This is a genomic window from Rhodococcus koreensis, from assembly GCF_017068375.1.
Taxonomy (GTDB): domain Bacteria; phylum Actinomycetota; class Actinomycetes; order Mycobacteriales; family Mycobacteriaceae; genus Rhodococcus_F; species Rhodococcus_F koreensis.
The window spans coordinates 3,372,169-3,387,314 of sequence record NZ_CP070609.1; the positions used below are offsets into that span (position 1 = coordinate 3,372,169).

17 protein-coding genes and 2 pseudogenes are annotated in these 15,146 nt (G+C 60.6%); 2 read left to right on the forward strand and 17 right to left on the reverse strand.

What is annotated here, in order from left to right; translation table 11 throughout:
* Positions 1 to 9: 9 nt before the first annotated feature.
* The 8 genes and pseudogenes from JWS14_RS15580 to JWS14_RS15615 form a co-directional block, all read right to left on the reverse strand.
* A pseudogene (locus tag JWS14_RS15580) lies at positions 10 to 943 on the reverse strand (transposase).
* Positions 944 to 1,122: 179 nt separating this feature from the next.
* Positions 1,123 to 1,368 carry a hypothetical protein gene (locus JWS14_RS15585; protein ID WP_206013699.1) on the reverse strand — a complete coding sequence of 82 codons (246 nt, stop codon included), beginning with the start codon at positions 1,366 to 1,368 and terminating at the stop codon, positions 1,123 to 1,125.
* A gap of 181 nt (positions 1,369 to 1,549) precedes the next feature.
* The gene (locus tag JWS14_RS15590) at positions 1,550 to 1,861 is read right to left on the reverse strand and encodes a DUF3263 domain-containing protein (RefSeq protein ID WP_241031354.1); all 312 of its coding nucleotides are present in this window, start codon (positions 1,859 to 1,861) and stop codon (positions 1,550 to 1,552) included.
* A gap of 199 nt (positions 1,862 to 2,060) precedes the next feature.
* Positions 2,061 to 3,278 (reverse strand): 3,4-dihydroxy-2-butanone-4-phosphate synthase, encoded by a 1,218-nt coding sequence (ribB, locus tag JWS14_RS15595; protein WP_206013700.1) that lies wholly within the window; start codon positions 3,276 to 3,278, stop codon positions 2,061 to 2,063.
* 52 nt (positions 3,279 to 3,330) lie between these two features.
* A complete protein-coding gene (locus tag JWS14_RS15600) occupies positions 3,331 to 3,648 on the reverse strand; it encodes a hypothetical protein (protein ID WP_074933867.1) in 318 nt (105 codons plus the stop codon).
* Positions 3,645 to 4,157, reverse strand: coding sequence for a flavin reductase family protein (locus JWS14_RS15605; protein ID WP_206013701.1), 513 nt, complete (start codon positions 4,155 to 4,157; stop codon positions 3,645 to 3,647). Before JWS14_RS15605 ends, JWS14_RS15600 begins: the two co-directional genes overlap by 4 nt.
* Positions 4,158 to 4,161: 4 nt before the next feature.
* On the reverse strand, positions 4,162 to 5,328 hold the full coding sequence (locus tag JWS14_RS15610) for an LLM class flavin-dependent oxidoreductase (protein ID WP_206016034.1): 1,167 nt from the start codon (positions 5,326 to 5,328) through the stop codon (positions 4,162 to 4,164).
* A 94-nt stretch (positions 5,329 to 5,422) separates the two neighbouring features.
* A complete protein-coding gene (locus JWS14_RS15615) occupies positions 5,423 to 6,637 on the reverse strand; it encodes a zinc-binding dehydrogenase (protein WP_206013702.1) in 1,215 nt (404 codons plus the stop codon).
* Here JWS14_RS15615 and JWS14_RS15620 point away from each other — a divergent pair.
* Entirely contained in the window at positions 6,636 to 7,484 is an 849-nt protein-coding gene (locus JWS14_RS15620) for a helix-turn-helix transcriptional regulator (RefSeq protein ID WP_095861837.1), read from the forward strand. The genes JWS14_RS15615 and JWS14_RS15620 overlap by 2 nt on opposite strands.
* Here JWS14_RS15620 and JWS14_RS15625 read toward each other — a convergent pair.
* The 7 genes from JWS14_RS15625 to JWS14_RS15655 all read right to left on the reverse strand — a co-directional run bounded on the left by JWS14_RS15625 (position 7,455) and on the right by JWS14_RS15655 (position 13,003).
* Positions 7,455 to 8,267: an SDR family NAD(P)-dependent oxidoreductase gene (locus tag JWS14_RS15625; RefSeq protein ID WP_206013703.1), complete on the reverse strand. Its 813-nt coding sequence runs from the start codon at positions 8,265 to 8,267 to the stop codon at positions 7,455 to 7,457. The two genes, JWS14_RS15620 and JWS14_RS15625, sit on opposite strands and share 30 nt — an antisense overlap.
* Positions 8,268 to 8,597: 330 nt before the next feature.
* Positions 8,598 to 9,542 carry a LysR family transcriptional regulator gene (locus JWS14_RS15630; RefSeq protein WP_206013704.1) on the reverse strand — a complete coding sequence of 315 codons (945 nt, stop codon included), beginning with the start codon at positions 9,540 to 9,542 and terminating at the stop codon, positions 8,598 to 8,600.
* Positions 9,543 to 9,683: 141 nt separating this feature from the next.
* Entirely contained in the window at positions 9,684 to 10,127 is a 444-nt protein-coding gene (locus tag JWS14_RS15635; protein WP_095861835.1) for a hypothetical protein, read from the reverse strand.
* Positions 10,128 to 10,254: 127 nt separating this feature from the next.
* Entirely contained in the window at positions 10,255 to 10,704 is a 450-nt protein-coding gene (locus JWS14_RS15640) for a succinate dehydrogenase/fumarate reductase transmembrane subunit (RefSeq protein WP_206013705.1), read from the reverse strand.
* A gap of 14 nt (positions 10,705 to 10,718) precedes the next feature.
* Positions 10,719 to 11,141: a succinate dehydrogenase, cytochrome b556 subunit gene (sdhC, locus tag JWS14_RS15645; protein ID WP_206013706.1), complete on the reverse strand. Its 423-nt coding sequence runs from the start codon at positions 11,139 to 11,141 to the stop codon at positions 10,719 to 10,721.
* Positions 11,142 to 11,230: 89 nt separating this feature from the next.
* Positions 11,231 to 12,451, reverse strand: a complete 1,221-nt coding sequence (locus JWS14_RS15650; RefSeq protein ID WP_206013707.1) for an NAD(P)/FAD-dependent oxidoreductase — start codon at positions 12,449 to 12,451, stop codon at positions 11,231 to 11,233.
* A 69-nt stretch (positions 12,452 to 12,520) separates the two neighbouring features.
* A complete protein-coding gene (locus JWS14_RS15655; protein WP_072951377.1) occupies positions 12,521 to 13,003 on the reverse strand; it encodes an RrF2 family transcriptional regulator in 483 nt (160 codons plus the stop codon).
* 132 nt (positions 13,004 to 13,135) lie between these two features.
* Here JWS14_RS15655 and JWS14_RS15660 point away from each other — a divergent pair.
* A pseudogene (locus JWS14_RS15660) lies at positions 13,136 to 13,246 on the forward strand (universal stress protein); the annotation flags it as partial.
* 19 nt (positions 13,247 to 13,265) lie between these two features.
* Here the strand turns inward: JWS14_RS15660 and JWS14_RS15665 are convergent.
* Positions 13,266 to 13,628 (reverse strand): WhiB family transcriptional regulator, encoded by a 363-nt coding sequence (locus JWS14_RS15665; protein WP_206013708.1) that lies wholly within the window; start codon positions 13,626 to 13,628, stop codon positions 13,266 to 13,268.
* 20 nt (positions 13,629 to 13,648) lie between these two features.
* Positions 13,649 to 15,127: a pyruvate kinase gene (pyk, locus tag JWS14_RS15670; protein WP_241031355.1), complete on the reverse strand. Its 1,479-nt coding sequence runs from the start codon at positions 15,125 to 15,127 to the stop codon at positions 13,649 to 13,651.
* Positions 15,128 to 15,146: the final 19 nt, after the last annotated feature.

Genomic DNA, 15,146 nt, shown 5'->3' on the forward strand with positions numbered 1-15,146 from the left:
CTGCGTCGGTTAGTTACCGTTCGGGGTGATGCGGCCTTCGAAGGTGATTGCGAACGCGTTGAGCGCTGGCTTCCACCTCATCACCCATCGCGCCTTACCCATCCCGGTGGGGTCCAGAGCCCGTGTGGCGAGATACAGACATGTCAGGGCTGCTTGCTGGGTCGGGAAGTGTCCACGAGCCCTTATCGCACGCCTGTAACGGGCGCTGACCGACTCGATTGCCTTTATCGAGCAGATGACTCGCCTGATCTCGACGTCATAGTCCAGGAACGGCCGCGTTCTCTGTCCACGCGTTCCCTCACATCCGTACGATCGCCGGATAACGCTCGCCCCACTTCGCACCGAATTCACCGAATCGTTCCTTCGCCGCAGACTCGGACGGTGCCGTGTAGACGGGTCTGAGATCACGCGCCATCTCATCCCAGTACTGCCGGGAGGCGAGCCGAACGGTGTTGTGTATCAGATGAATAATGCACGTCTGCACCACTGCGAGTTCCCACACCGCGTTGATGGTATCGGGCAATGTCGCGTTCGCCGTTGACGGTGACCCCGATCGCGACTGGGGGTCCCTCCCGCGTGCTGGGGAACAACGGCCGGTTCTACCACTCGCCCATCTCGCCGACGACCTTGTCGCTGATGCGCGAGATGGCGCCCTTCGACACGGTCGCTCCGCAAATATCCTGGAAGTGGGCAGAGACCTCGCCGGTAGCTAAACCCTGTGCTGTCAAGGGTGATACGATCTCACCGATACCGGTCAGCCGACGTTGAAACTTCTTGACGATCTGCGGGGTGAACGAGGAATCAGTGTCTTGGTGAGCTGATTCAATAGCCCGTCCGGGCCCATCAAATCCACCCCCTGCTCCTTGGCCTGGGCCATGAGTTGCTCGGCCAACTGCTTCTGATCCACCTCGGTCGCTGCCATGGGATCCAGTGTTTCGGTCATCATCGATCCTTCCCGCCAAGCAGCAGCTCGGCGTATCGAACCAATGACATTGGGCGACTGCTACTCAGAGGTCTGCCGGACTGCAATGGAACTCGCCGTCGAACGGCACCAAATCGGCGTTGCTGATTCCACGTTTACGGAGCGATCGTTTCCGGAGCCACAAGCCAGTTCAGATCTTATCACCCATCAGTGCGGAGATCCCGATCAAACGCTGCAATGGTGGACAGCCCATAGATGCGCTCGGGAGACGTGATGCCTTGCTGAAGTCTGGCCAACTGGGATTTGGCAGCAAAGCCGAGTCGCACGTGGTACTCACCGACATCGATGGCGAAGGCGGCTGCGACATTGTCGGGACCAGGTCCGCCAAGAGGCTCCCAGAGAAGTGCGAAGTCGAGAATGTCATTGTCGTTGTGCCTGTTCCACATCTATTCCTGCCTGAGTTTCTTGATCCGTCCATTCGCAGGTTGGACACGGCGCTCCTCCACGACACAGGTCGTTGACCTCCCGCGGGTTGGCTTCGATCCATCATCGAGGCCGAGGACGATTACGCAGCGAGCTCTGTCCACTGCGAGGACTACGGAAGAGCCGGCGATAGTGCCGTGGCCGTCAAGAAGCCTCTCCCACATCGCACTCCCGCATGCTCCCCGCGCAGAGGGCCTGCGACTCAGACGGCAGATGATGTTCCAGAGGCATGAGCTGGCCCTCCATCGAGAGTAGCTTCTCGGTGCAGTGCCGGCGTAGGTGCTCCTTCGATCGCGTGTCGAGAAACGTGGAGAACCGCTTCTCCACCAACACCAACACACGTTGGTAGAACGTCGCCGGCGATATTCCAAACTCCGTGAAGACATAATCGTCACCGCCACCATAGAAGCTCCACCGCAGAGCGAAGTCGAGCAGCGCCTGATCGTAGGTATCCATCGGTTCTCCGCGGGTGAAGGGATGCCCGACCCCGGCGCACTCACCCGTTTGACTGCGCGCGGGATCGGACGATGCTTGCGGCCAATCGTCCACAGATCAGCCAGTATTGCGACAATTGGAGCTAGGGAGTAATCGGACTCAGCCCCGATGACCAAGTAGGGAACCCGATCGCACAATGACTTCGAAAGGCCAGCTGCCCTCAGGTTGACGCGGGCAGGTCGAGAATGTGCCGCAAACGATCCCGCTTGGCCACCAGGTAGGAAATGTTGAACCTCGTCGGCTGCGTCTGCAGCGGTATCAGTGATGAGATCACCACTCCGAGAGCAGCTAGTTGTTCAGATTTATCCGGGTTGTTGGTCATGAGCGCGACGGATTCGATTCCGAGGTCGACGATGATCGATGCGGCGGAAGCATAGTCCCGATTGTCGACCGGACAGCCGAGGGCCGTGTTGGCATCGACAGTATCGAGTTGCTGCTCCTCTTGCATCTGATACGCCTGCAATTTTCTACCGAGTCCGATTCCCCTACCCTCGTGGCCATTCATGTAGATCACGACCCCCGAACCGCGACGGCCAATGAGTGTCAATGACGCCTCTAGTTGGTCTCCACAATCGCACCGAAACGAACCAAAGAGGTCACCGGTCATGCACTCACTGTGGACCCGGACCGGCACCGCAACGCCACTGTTGACATCGCCCAGCACCAACGCAAGGTGCTCTACGTTGTTCTTCGCGCGATAGGCCACTGCCGTGAATGTTCCATAGGGAGTCGGCACAGTCGCTCTTCCAGTGCGATGCAACTTGGCTTCTGCTCGCTCGCGAGTGGCAATCAGGTCGGCAATAGTGACTACAGCGAGATTATGCTCCCGTGCGAACGCAATAGCATCGTCACCACGCAGCATCTCCCTTCTGTCCGCCGTTATGAGCTCGCAAATTAGTGCGGCCGGCTGGATTCCGGCAAGCTTGCATAGGTCGACGCCTGCCTCGGTATGCCCGGCGCGTGCCAGGACGCCGCCGCTTCTTGCCTGCAGAGGCATAACATGCCCGGGACGAGCGAGGTCCCCGGCGACCGTCAAGGGGTCTGACAGCAAGCGGATGGTGGCTGCACGGTCCGCGGCGCTGATGCCGGTGGTGATCCCTCTGGCGGCATCGACGCTGTCGAGAAATGCGGTTCGATGGCTCTCGGTGTTGTTCTCTACCATCATGGGGAGTTGAAGAGAGTGCGATCGGTCCTCAGTTATTGCGGTACAAAGAAATCCAGACGTGTGTTGCAGGTAAAACGCAATGGCATCGGTATCGGCAAACTCGGCAGCCATAATCAGGTCAGCTTCGTTCTCGCGATCCTTGTCATCGAGGACCACCACCATATTCCCACGCGCGATCGCAGTGATCGCGCGTTCTGCTGTATCGACTTTCATTTTCTTCCCAGAACCTTCAGTTTCTCGAACGATGCCAGTGCGTAAACCCGAGCTACATCTTCGATTCCTTCCTGATGATGTGCGCGCGAAGATCGCGACCGTCGCTCGACACCCAACCCTTGTCTGTCGCGTAGGCGATCATCTTGTCGAACGCCGGGGAACGCGGAGCCCAGACCTCGTTGATGCGAGCTCGAAGTTCACTGATCGTGATCGCCGTACCCAGGTCATCGATTCGGCCGAGGTTGGCAGCTCTCAGTGAAGAGTCGATACTCTCCAACGTCATTTCTGGTGGTGCCTGGACGTGGAGACGAGAAAGATCATCAAATTCTCGCAAGGCGACGAATCCCAACGAAAGTTCGATGAACATCATGCGCTCTTTTCAAGTCGGGACTCGGAGATCGCATGGGTACCGAACGTGCGGTCGTGATAGGTCAACGGACTCGAGGCACGGGTTTCCACCGCCTCGACGGATCCGGTAACTATTGTGTGATCGCCTCCAGACACGAGCTCTTCGGCGACGCAGGCAATCCACACCGGACAATCCTCGATCCTTGGCAACGCCCGGACTCGACTCCACTCGACTCCGTCGAACTTGCTCGGACCCTTCTTCGCGAACGACACGGCCAGATCGCCTTGTTCCGAATTCAACACGTTGACCGCAAATCTGCCTGTAGCACAGATCAGTTCGAGTAGATCGGAACGATCGTCAAGAGCAATCAGGACCATCGGAGGTGTCATCGACAGTGACATGAAGGCGCTGACCGTTGTTCCGTGCGGACGCTCGCCGTCGAGGGCCGTGATGACTGCGACCGGGGTGCACACGTGAGCCATCGCATCGCGGAAGATTACTTCTAGCGGATCGACTGTACGATTTGTCATGATGTCACGCTTTCTCAGCTAGTTCCTGGGCGTACTTCAGACGCATATGCTCAACGGCGTCGAGCTGGGCCTCCGCATGCCCTGTGCGGACTGCACGCGCACGATTCGCGGCATCGACAGTCGACTGATACTGCCCCTGAAAATGGGGGAAGACATCTCGAGCGAACAGCTCCGCGGAACTCTTGGTGTCTTGGGGATTCGCCCAGTCGTGGCCCAGCTGCAGCAAGCTTCCGAATCCACCGGACTGGTCCCACAGCCGCTGAACCTGGATTCGTGCCTGTTCGGCGGTTCCGATGACGCCAATGCCCGATCGGTTGATGAAGTCGATCATCTCGTTCACCTCGCTGCCGTTCACGGCCATCTGAGGGAAGGCGGCGACGTGCTGGAAGTACTCGAACCAGTGCTCGATGCCATACGCGACCTGTCGGCGTGCTTCTTCTTCGGTTTCTGCGATATGGAATGGCGAACAAAGGCTCCAGTTGCGCCGATCAACGGTTGCCGAGTTGGCGTCCGCTCGCTCTTCCATGATATCCCAGTGATGGGCAAGAGCATTGAAGCCGTCGGCCGACAGAGTTGCACCGATCGAAAGCAGCCCCAGTCCGTATCTGCCGGCGAGCCGGGCACCAGTGGGAGAGGCGACCGCGGCTACAGTGATGCCGATTCCGTCAGCAGAGAATGGCGAAAGTTGAAGCTTGGCATCGAACAGTTCATGTGTACGCGTCTTTGCGGACACGGTCTCCCCCCGCAGCAGGCGAACCACGATGTCCAAGTTCTCCTGCAGAAGTTCCCGCGTTTCCGTCGGATCCAGACCAATCATCGCCGAATCAGTTGGGAGAGAGCCCGGTCCTACTCCAAAGATTGTCCTGCCCCGAGTGAGATGATCGAGCAGCATGATCCGATCGGCCGCCCATAGTGGATTGTGATATGACAACGAAGTCACTCCGGTTCCGAAGTGAATGCGCGGCGCGCGTTGTGCCGCCGCTGCAATCATGATCTCCGGAGATGCGATGATCTCACTACCGGCAGAATGGTGCTCGCCGAACCACACTTCGTCGTATCCCAGCATGTCTAGGTGTTCCACGAATTGCAGATCGCGTTCGAGAGCTGCCGTAGGGTTCTGGCCCGGCGCATGGACGGGAGCGATGAAGTAACCGAAGCGGAGTTTGGCCATGATTGCCTCCTGTAGGGATTTCTCTTGGGTTCTGATGAATTTCTGCAATGTCATGACATCGATGTCCGATGTCACCGCACTGATAGTGCGGGGACTATCCGCCGTTGACCTCGATGAGGGTCTTGATTGCCTCGCCTGTTCTCAACCGACTCAGCCCAGTCTCGACCAGTGCGTCAAAAGGCACTGTCTCAACCCAGCTGCTCGTCGGAAATGCGCCTCGCGCCTGCTGTTCGATGACATTCGGGAAGTCGTCGCGGTATCCGATCGAGGTGAGAATTGTCTTCTCTGCCATGAGGAGTTGGTTGAGGTCGATCGGCACCGGTTCCAGGTGCGTGGCAACCACCATCAGCTTGCCGCCTGGAGCGAGTATGTCAATCGCTTGCGCCATCACCGGCGCAACGCCGGCGGCGTTGATGCACGCCTGAACTCCTGAGCCTGCAAGTGATGCCAGATTTTCCCGGAAGTCAGCGGATGTTGGATCGAGAGTGTCGAAGCCCATGCCTCTCACGACGCTCCTCCGACGGTGAGCTGGCTCCACGATGACGATCCGGTTGATCTTCTTCGCGCGGAGACTCAACGCTGCGGCAATGCCAATGGGCCCTCCGCCGAAGACCACCACGCTGTCGTCAACGCTGAGATCAGCCCGCTCAACCGCGCGCCAGGCGACCGCGATCGGCTCCGAGAGTGCGCCGTCCATCAGGCTTACCTCGTCAGGCAGGACGTGGAGTGCTCCTCGGGGCACGACGGCGCAGTCCGCCAAGAATCCGTTGAGCGAGAGACCGTAGAAGGCCGCGTCGAGGTTGTAGTTCGCATCGTCGCCAGGCACACGAAAAACCGGTTCGATTGCGACTCGTTGGCCCACTTCGACATCGATGTCGCCCGACCCTACTGCGTCGACGATTCCTGACGCTTCGTGCCCGAGCACGACAGGTCCTCGATGGCCGGTCGTCGGGTGCGCCGTCTCGAGTGGGGTAAACATCGGGCCATTGAATATCTCGTGCAAGTCGGACCCGCAGATGCCGTTGTATGCAATTCGCACCCTGACTTCCCCCGGACCGGGAATCGGTTCTGGCACATCCTCTATCCTTAGATCTTGATTGCCGTGATAGACCCATGCCCGCATCTCATATCCATTCTGTTTGATCCCAGGTATCCCGAGCACATCGCCGGATTGCCGTATTTTGCGCACATCAAGTTGTTCCTCGCACCGCGGTCCGTTCAGCCGGCGCTTCATCGCCCAGGTCCGCTTGCCATACCGCCGGCGGTGGAGCAGAGTAGTTCGCATCACAACTACCAGGAGTTCGACCATGTCTTCGCCCCGTCGGCCATTGGCGCTTCCCAGTTCTGAATACGAGCGAATCTTCGCAATACTCGAATCATGCTCACGGAGTGCCACGCTGGATTCGTTCAAATTTCAGTTGATGGAGTCACTACATCGGTACTACCGTTGCCCCAACACGACTTTCTGGACTGGGCATACCTTTAGCTCCGCGTTCTCTGATCCGAATCCGGTGACGACTGGCCGTACCACGGGTGCTGCGCTGGACGAATACCAAGAGCGTTGGCATACCAAAGACGTCTTCGCCACTCCACAATCACAAGCTCTGCTGAGACGGCACCCGGCAATCAACGCTCGCCAGCTCAGAAATTTGGATTCTGGTCCGTCTGAGTATCTCACCGGTTTCCTTTATCGCAACCACCTCCGTAGCGCATCTTTGATGCACCTTGATCTATCTCATGGCGCCCATGCTTTAGTCGGACTGTTCGATTCTGAAGAGCAGAAACCTGACTCGCAGGGGATATACGCCTTGGGACTATTGGCTCGTCAACTTTCCCTGCTCGCGCGGGCGCTTCCGACCACGAGATTGCGGTCATGGAGGGAGGGTCTCACTGCTCGACAGATTGAAGTGGTCGAGCTGATTGCGGATGGGAGTACCAACGAAGAAGTAGCAGCGATACTGACATTGAGCCTCGATACCGTCAAGAAGTATGCAAGCAGAATCTTCGCGCTGCTTTCCGTCCGCAATCGTGCCGAGCTGGTAAAACTGGTACTCGAGGAAGAACTTTCACTGAATCAGCAGGAGTCTAGTCGCGAGTTCGCGCCGCTCCCGATTCCCGAGTCACGATCAGACGCCATCGAGGGCCGCCTGCTCTAAGGCCGTGTCCCAGTAGCTGTGGAGGCCCCGAATTTCGTTTCCACCATCAACGGAGATCGTCTGCCCTGTGATCCACCCGGCATCTGACGACACCAGGAAGGCGACGACTTTCGCGACGTCACGAGGCTCTCCTACACGCCCGAGTGGGGTCCTCTCCAGGAACCGTTGCCCACTCAGCCCGGTTGTCAATCCAGCCGATTCCGTGAGATTTGTCCGTACCAGTCCTGGCGCCACTGCGTTGACCCGAATCCCATACTGCCCGAGTTCTGACGCGGCGACCTTTGTAAACTGACTGACGCCGGCTTTGGCAGTGCAGTAGTGCGCCAACCCATTGGTCGCTGCTTTGTAGTTCAGCGATGATGTATTCACGACATTAGCTGGGATACCATGCTTTACCGCACGATTTGCCAATATTTTTGTGCCGAGGAAGGGTCCGGTAGTCAACACACTCAGGACCCTTGTCCAATCCTCCTCAGTCAGATGCATCAACGGCGCTATGGTTGAGAATCCGGCATTGTTGATGAGGACGTCAACAGGTCCGAATAGACCTTCGGCAGAATCGAACGCGGCGTCCAGGTCGGACGTGGATGTCACATTACCGGGACACGATGCCACTCTGCCCTTGTACTGCTTCGACAATGAGGCCGCTGCCTCGGCAGCCACGATTCCATTCAGATCGAAGATCATTACGGACGCTCCTTGCTCGAGGAGCGCCTCGACGATCGCGTAACCGATCCCTGCTGCTCCCCCAGTCACGACTGCGATGTTCCCTGTGAGGCTCATATCTGTCCTTTGCTGTGCATTCGAGGATTTGCCGATCGTGGACCGCAGCGTCAGCTGACCCGCATCGAAGACGGATCGCCTCCGGACGATCTAGGCGACAACCGTTACCTGTGTCTACGACTAAATGTAGCCAGCGCGTCGTCGGCGTTAAAGTGCACTAAAGTGGACAATTCCGCGCAAGTAGCGCATCTGTCTCAGTACGGCGGGGTGATCTGAGCTCGATGCCGACGACACCCGACTTCCGGTGGATGTTCAGTGGGACATCATCTTCTGGTCACGTCCTCGCCGACACATTCCGCGAACGCTACATCAACCTCTCGGGGCGTACCCTCAAGTCGGGCGGATGTCGTCGACGGTGGCGACACCATCGAGATCATCTGCGCCGCAGGAAGAAACTGCGAAGTCGATCATCGCTTGCGCTCGATCGCTGAGTCGTACGTCTCGAGGCCACACGACTTTTACCGAGACGGGAGACACCGCTGGCGTGATTGACTTGACCAGGAGGGGCCGGCCCTCCACCGAGACGCTGGCGACCGGCGTCTGGACGACGATCGAATATCCCATCCTCCGCCCAACGAGAGATCGGGCAAGTTCATAATCGGCGACACGATATCGGATAGTGGGATCCACGAATGCGTCGCGAAATAGTGACAGGGTGTATTCGCTGCTTGGTGCTGAATCGAGCAGGACCAACGGGTCATCCTCGAGCTCTGCCAGCGTGACGGTCTCTTGATCAGCGAGCCGATGCAGACCGGGCAGGAGGACTTTTCCGTACGTGCGGTACAGGTCTGCGGAAGACAATCCGTCGCCGAGATCGACATCGTAGACAATTGCGATGTCGAGTTCACCAGCCAACAGTCGACGTTGTACCTCGTCCTGAGTGGACTCGACAAAGGCGATGTCGACGTCAGGGTGAAGCGCGCCAAAGCCTTCGAGGAGACCCGGCAGAATTCGCGGCGCGAGTGAGAAGTAGCACCCGATGACCAGTGGTCCCACGAGTTGGGTTCCACAATTTGCCGCACCCAGCTGTACCTCATCTGCGAGGTCCAGCAACTCGACAGCCCGGCTGTAAACGAAGTTTCCTGTTGGAGTGAGACTCACACCATGAGCTTTGCGACGAACCATGAGCTGAGTTTTCAAGATTCGCTCTAGTTCGGTGATCGCGGCGGACAGAGCTGTCGGAGACACGTGTAGGCGGTCCGCAGCGCCTGAGATCGATCCTGACTCGGCCACGGCTTTGAAGTAAGTCATCTGACGAAGCGTGTAGTCAGGCATCGGACGCTCTCCGATTCAGTAGTGGATACGCGGAGTATCTTTGAACTCTACTTGCGCGTGTGGCTCTTGCCATACTCGCTTATCCCGTATCGAAACTTGCGCCCAATTCGCGTCGCAGTTCGGTCAAGATCGCACGGCGTTTCAGTCCGACTTCTGGAGTGCGGATGCTCGAGCCAACGCGAGCACCGCGTTCCGGTGGTCCCGTGCGATCTCGTACCCCCCGGCCAGGAGGAACCACTCCCGCCAGTCATCGGGGCGAGCGGCGACACCCGCCCGGCATCGGGCAAGATATTCACTGGTCGCGGCGGGCAGCACACGACCGGAGGGACTGCGTGCCAGCTCTGGGTATCCTCGATAGTCTTGTTGAGCAACCATCTTTGCGAGCATGATGTCGGCGGTGCGGCCGAATCGGATCTGGCTGGCTGTCAACACTCCGATGACACCGCCGAACACGGTCAGCGCCACCCCCACCGCGATGCCCGGAATCGTCCCGGTCGCGACCATCGCCACGGCCGTTGCACCCAACGCGAGCAGCCCGGCGCCGACAACAATCGCCGATCCCATCGCCACCAATCTTTTGTTCACCCTACTCACCGTCCCAGTCGATCCGGACGAGCTGCCGAAGAACGAAAACTGTGAACCACACTATGAATACCGCCGCCACGGCGAGAACGGCTTCGAAGAAGAGTCCCAAAGACATGATGATCCACTCCTAGTGTGACGGTGCTGCCGGTACCGGACAGAACGAGGGCAGATCCCCGACCGCACCAGGACACGGGTCGAACGTGAAAACGGTCAATGTCCCGGCGACCAACATTAGTGCTGCTGCCGCCGTGACCAGTGTGTTCAGCCAGAACCGCAGCGCCGGCCGCGCCGCATAGTCGGCAATGATGACCCGCACCCCATTCGTGCCGTGCAGGACCGCCAACAGCAGGATCAGGAAATCCCACAGTTGCCAGAACGGGCTCGCCCACTTTCCTGCCACGAAAGCGAAGTCGACCTTGAACACCCCGTCGCCGGCCACCACATTGACATACACGTGCACCAGAACCAACACCAGCAGCACAGCTCCAGACAACCGCATGAACAGCCAGGCGTACTTCTCGAAACTCGAGCGTCTCGGCTCGGCGGTTATAGCAGCGATGTTCGCTGTCTCATCCATCGTTAGTTCGCCTTTCACAGATAGTGGCTCAGATGTCGAATGACGAACGGCACCATCACCAGCACCCACAACACGATCACGGTCCACAGCATCCAGCGGGACTTGTCGATGCCCTTTGCCCAGAAATCGAGAAGGACGATGCGGATCCCGTTGAACCCGTGTCCGAGGATGGCGGCGACCAGTCCGATTTCGCCGATACCCATCACCAGGGTCTTGTAGGTGCCGATCACCTCGTCGTAGGCGGCGGGCGAGACCCGCAACATCAGGTTGTCCGCCACGTGCACCAACAGGAAGACGTAAATCACCATCCCACTGACTCGTTGCGCCACCCACGCCCACATCGACAACCCGCCCCGATAGAACGTGCTGCGGGCAAGACCGGTTCGGGTCGGCGACCGGTCAACTCGCAGAACTTCGTAGGGTACAGAGTCATCCATCTTGCCTCCTCGAGACCGAACCTTCAATGTCTGACGAGCGCCACCGACGCAGTGGGGCATTCCCGGCATCCGCGTCGTGTGGGCAATTCTCAGGTGAGAGCCGCAAGTTCGGCCGATCGCCAGGTACCGTCCGGGACCGCCAGCGACAGCAGAGCCTCCGGATCACCGACGGGCGGATAGATCGCAACGGTGTTGATCGACTTCTTCACCGCCGCTCCCTCTGCGCCTGTCATCTGCACCTGTCGGTCCCACCCGGAAGCGAAGACTGCCCCGGCCGGTCCAAGAGCAAGGCACGTGACATAGGAGGCGGGAGCAAACGGCACGAGATCTTGGCCGAGCAGATCGGCGACAGCGTTGTGCCCGGCGAACTTTCCCTGCGGTAACGCGTGCTGGCAGCTCTGCATCACGACGTGGCCAGGGTCGGCATGCGCGGCGGCGGTATCTCCCGCGGCGAACACGTCCGCGAGACCGGCCACCTTCAGATGCTCATCGACGGTGAGACGGCCGAGGCGATCTCGTTCTCCGGAGATGTGCGCTGTCAAGGGGCTGGCCTGCATGCCCGCCGTCCAGATCACAGTGTTCGCGGCGATCCGGTCGCCGTCGGCGAGCTCCACCCCGTGCGCGTCGATCGAGGTCACATCCACGCCGAGACGGACTTCGACCCCGAGGGTGTCGAGTGCGTCGAGGATCGCCGGACGCGGTCCCTCACCGAGCCCGGATCCGACGACGTCGCCGCGATCGAGCAAGATCACCCGGATCGGCGCATCCGCGGCGATCTCGCGGAGTCGATCGGTGAGTTCGGTGGCGATCTCGAGCCCGGTGAATCCTGCCCCGATCACGACGACCGTGTATCGGCCCTCCGAGTCCGGGCATGCGGGCAGACTACGCAGGTGTCCGTCGAGATAGGTGGCGGCACCGAGCGTGTCGATGTCGAAGAGATGTTGGGAACCGGGAATGGTGGGGGTGACGAGTTGGCTGCCCGTGGCCAGCACCAAACGGTCGTAGCTCAGCGACGTGGTATCACCGGTTCGGGTGATCCCGTGAACCTGGTTGGTGGTGGTATCGATGGATGTGATCGTGGCCGCGACCCGCTCCACTCCGATGGGGCCGAGCAGCCCATCGAGGGAGCAGCGCTTGTTCTCCGGCTCCCGCTCGTAGAGGCGGGGCCTGATGACATGGTCGTCACCAGCATCGACCAGTGTGATCGTAAGGTCGTTCCGCGGCACGCCCGCATCGCGTCGCAGCCGGGCGGCGCTCGCCGCCGCCCAGACCCCTGCGAATCCGCCTCCAATAATCAGGACATTTGACATCTAGATTCTCCTTGTGCGTGAGCCGCCCACGTAGGACGGACGATTCGGAACTACCAGCGGCGCCTGCGATCAGCCCCGGTCGTACGCCTGGCGCATTCGTTCGGCGAGTCCAGGCGCGTGTCGTTCAGCTTCTACTCGCACGTCGTCGACGCTCTGACCGGCCAACTCCCGCCGCCACGCCAGATCCGCCTTCCGCATCGCCATCGACACCGCGCACGGCATCGACAGTTGGCCGGGCGGCATGTCTGCACCGACGCCCTGGGCGCGGATCTCGGTGCACCGAAATGCCTCCTCGGCACCCTCGATAGCGGTGACGACGTCCAGGACACTGATGTGCTTGGCCGAGCGGGTCAACACGAATCCACCTGCGGCACCGGGCACGGAGGTCAAGATCCCTGCGCGCACGAGCGCCTGCAACTGTTTGTTCAGGTACGGCGCCGGTAGGTCGTAGCTGCGTGCGAGCACAGCGGTCGACACCGGACGATCGTCATCCACCCATGCCAGCGACAGCACAACGTGCATCGCCCACTCGACACCTCGCGACATCCGCATAACCTAGATACTAAATATCTAGATACCAGGCGTCAAGACGCCACAACTCGGCCAGTGTGGGCCTGAGTTGGCGCCAGCTGTGGTGGAGCAGGTAGGTGACACAATCGCCACGCGTCGGTAGCCGTACACCTCGTCGTCATCGAGATCCGGCACCGATCCCCCCTCGGGAAACTCCTGCTCGGCAGCATCGAACAGCGCATTCTGCTCGACAGTCCCGCACCCGTGCTCGCGGTCGAAGGCTGACCCACCGCGGTCGGCCCAGTCACTGCCTTCCGGGGCGAGGGTGCCGCGGTGAGATGCGAAGTCTCTTGGCCGGCTTGCGGTTCGCCTGCGGATCCAGTTGGGGCCGATCGAGGCCGAATCGCCGATCCGATTCGGTCATCCCGCCCCAGACGCCGTAGGGTTCGCCGACGTCGAGCGCGTGGCGTAGGCATTCGTGTCGGACCGGGCAACTCCGGCAGAGTTCCTGCGCCTGCCTCTCCCGGCGAATTCGCGTTGCTCTGCTTTCGCTGTCCGGCCCGAAGAAGACGTCCGCACGGGTGGTGCGGCACAGCGCGCGGGTCTGCCAGTCCCAGAGATCGGAGTGGGGTGTCAGCAGTCGAACGGTGAGTGTCAAAGATGGCATGGGATAGTCGTTTCCGACGCCTAGTGGTCGTCTTCGCCGATTCTGTGGACGTGGATCAGGTTGGTCGAGCCTACGGTGCCGGGCGGCGACCCCGCCACGATGACCACCAGCTCACCCTTCTGGTACCGGCCCAGCCCCAGCAACGCGTTGTCGACCTGCCGCACCATCGCATCCGTGCTGTCCACCGGATCGACGATGAACGTCTCCGTCCCCCACGTCAGCGACAACTGGCTGCGCACCTCCGGCAACGGGGTGAACGCCAGCAACGGCAACGGCGTGTGCAACCGCGCCAACCGGCGCACCGTGTCCCCGGACTGCGTGAACGCCACCAGCGCCTTCGCATCCAGCCGCTCCCCGATGTCGCGGGCCGCGTACGAGATCACACCCCGCTTGGTGCGCGGCACGTGCGTCAGCGGCGGCACCTGGGTGGACTCGTTCTCCACCGCCTCCACGATCCGCGCCATCGTGCGCACCGTCTCCATCACGTACTTCCCCACCGACGTCTCACCGGACAGCATCACCGCGTCCGCACCGTCGAGGACCGCGTTCGCGACATCCGACGCCTCCGCGCGGGTCGGCCGCGAATTCTCGATCATCGACTCCAGCATCTGCGTGGCCACGATCACCGGCTTCGCATTCTCCCGGGCGATCTGAATGGCCCGCTTCTGCACCAGCGGCACCTGCTCGAGCGGCAACTCCACCCCCAGGTCACCGCGGGCGACCATCACCGCGTCGAACGCCAGCACGATCGCCTCGAGATTGTCGATCGCCTCCGGCTTCTCCAGCTTCGCGATCACCGGGATCCGCCGCCCGACCCGGTCCATCACCGCGTGCACCAGCTCCACATCGGCCGGGGACCGCACGAACGACAACGCGATGAAGTCGACACCCAACCCGAGCGCGAACTCCAGGTCCGCGATGTCCTTCTCCGACAGCGCCGGAACCGACACGTTCATCCCCGGCAGCGACACACCCTTGTTGTTGCTGACCGGGCCGCCCTCGGTGACCCGGCAGATCACGTCGTTGCCCTCCACACCGGAGACGACGAGACCGACCTTGCCGTCGTCGACCAGCAGCCGATCGCCCGGCTTGGCGTCCTCCGCCAACTGCTTGTAGGTGGTCGAGACCCGGTCGTGGGTGCCCTCGCACTCGTCGACGGTGATCCGCACCTCCTCACCGTTGGCCCACGTGGTGCGCCCCTCCGCGAACCGGCCCAGCCGGATCTTCGGGCCCTGCAGGTCGGCCAGGACACCGACCGCCTTGCCCGTCGCGTCCGAGGCCGCCCTCACGCGTGTGTAGTTCTCCTCGTGATCGGCGTGTTCGCCGTGGCTGAAGTTCAGCCGCGCCACGTCCATACCGCTTTCGACGAGTTCGCGAATACGGTCACCGGTGGCGGTAGCAGGTCCAAGTGTGCACACGATCTTCGTGCGCCGGGACGTGCTGAGCAGACCGGGCTGTGCGGTGTGTGACGCGGACCGTTCGAGATCGATGGTGGGCATGTGGCTCCTCGCGGCTGAG

Bases quoted from the DNA above. Each gene is read 5' to 3' on its own strand.
- JWS14_RS15585 (WP_206013699.1), bottom strand. From the start codon at position 1,368: ATGTGGAACAGGCACAACGACAATGACATTCTCGACTTCGCACTTCTC.
- JWS14_RS15590 (WP_241031354.1), bottom strand. From the start codon at position 1,861: ATGGATACCTACGATCAGGCGCTGCTCGACTTCGCTCTGCGGTGGAGC.
- ribB (WP_206013700.1), bottom strand. From the start codon at position 3,278: ATGAAAGTCGATACAGCAGAACGCGCGATCACTGCGATCGCGCGTGGG.
- JWS14_RS15600 (WP_074933867.1), bottom strand. From the start codon at position 3,648: ATGATGTTCATCGAACTTTCGTTGGGATTCGTCGCCTTGCGAGAATTT.
- JWS14_RS15605 (WP_206013701.1), bottom strand. From the start codon at position 4,157: ATGACAAATCGTACAGTCGATCCGCTAGAAGTAATCTTCCGCGATGCG.
- JWS14_RS15610 (WP_206016034.1), bottom strand. From the start codon at position 5,328: ATGGCCAAACTCCGCTTCGGTTACTTCATCGCTCCCGTCCATGCGCCG.
- JWS14_RS15620 (WP_095861837.1), top strand. From the start codon at position 6,636: ATGTCTTCGCCCCGTCGGCCATTGGCGCTTCCCAGTTCTGAATACGAG.
- JWS14_RS15615 (WP_206013702.1), bottom strand. From the start codon at position 6,637: ATGGTCGAACTCCTGGTAGTTGTGATGCGAACTACTCTGCTCCACCGC.
- JWS14_RS15625 (WP_206013703.1), bottom strand. From the start codon at position 8,267: ATGAGCCTCACAGGGAACATCGCAGTCGTGACTGGGGGAGCAGCAGGG.
- JWS14_RS15630 (WP_206013704.1), bottom strand. From the start codon at position 9,542: ATGCCTGACTACACGCTTCGTCAGATGACTTACTTCAAAGCCGTGGCC.
- JWS14_RS15640 (WP_206013705.1), bottom strand. From the start codon at position 10,704: ATGGATGAGACAGCGAACATCGCTGCTATAACCGCCGAGCCGAGACGC.
- sdhC (WP_206013706.1), bottom strand. From the start codon at position 11,141: ATGGATGACTCTGTACCCTACGAAGTTCTGCGAGTTGACCGGTCGCCG.
- JWS14_RS15650 (WP_206013707.1), bottom strand. From the start codon at position 12,451: ATGTCAAATGTCCTGATTATTGGAGGCGGATTCGCAGGGGTCTGGGCG.
- JWS14_RS15655 (WP_072951377.1), bottom strand. From the start codon at position 13,003: ATGCGGATGTCGCGAGGTGTCGAGTGGGCGATGCACGTTGTGCTGTCG.
- JWS14_RS15665 (WP_206013708.1), bottom strand. From the start codon at position 13,628: ATGCCATCTTTGACACTCACCGTTCGACTGCTGACACCCCACTCCGAT.
- pyk (WP_241031355.1), bottom strand. From the start codon at position 15,127: ATGCCCACCATCGATCTCGAACGGTCCGCGTCACACACCGCACAGCCC.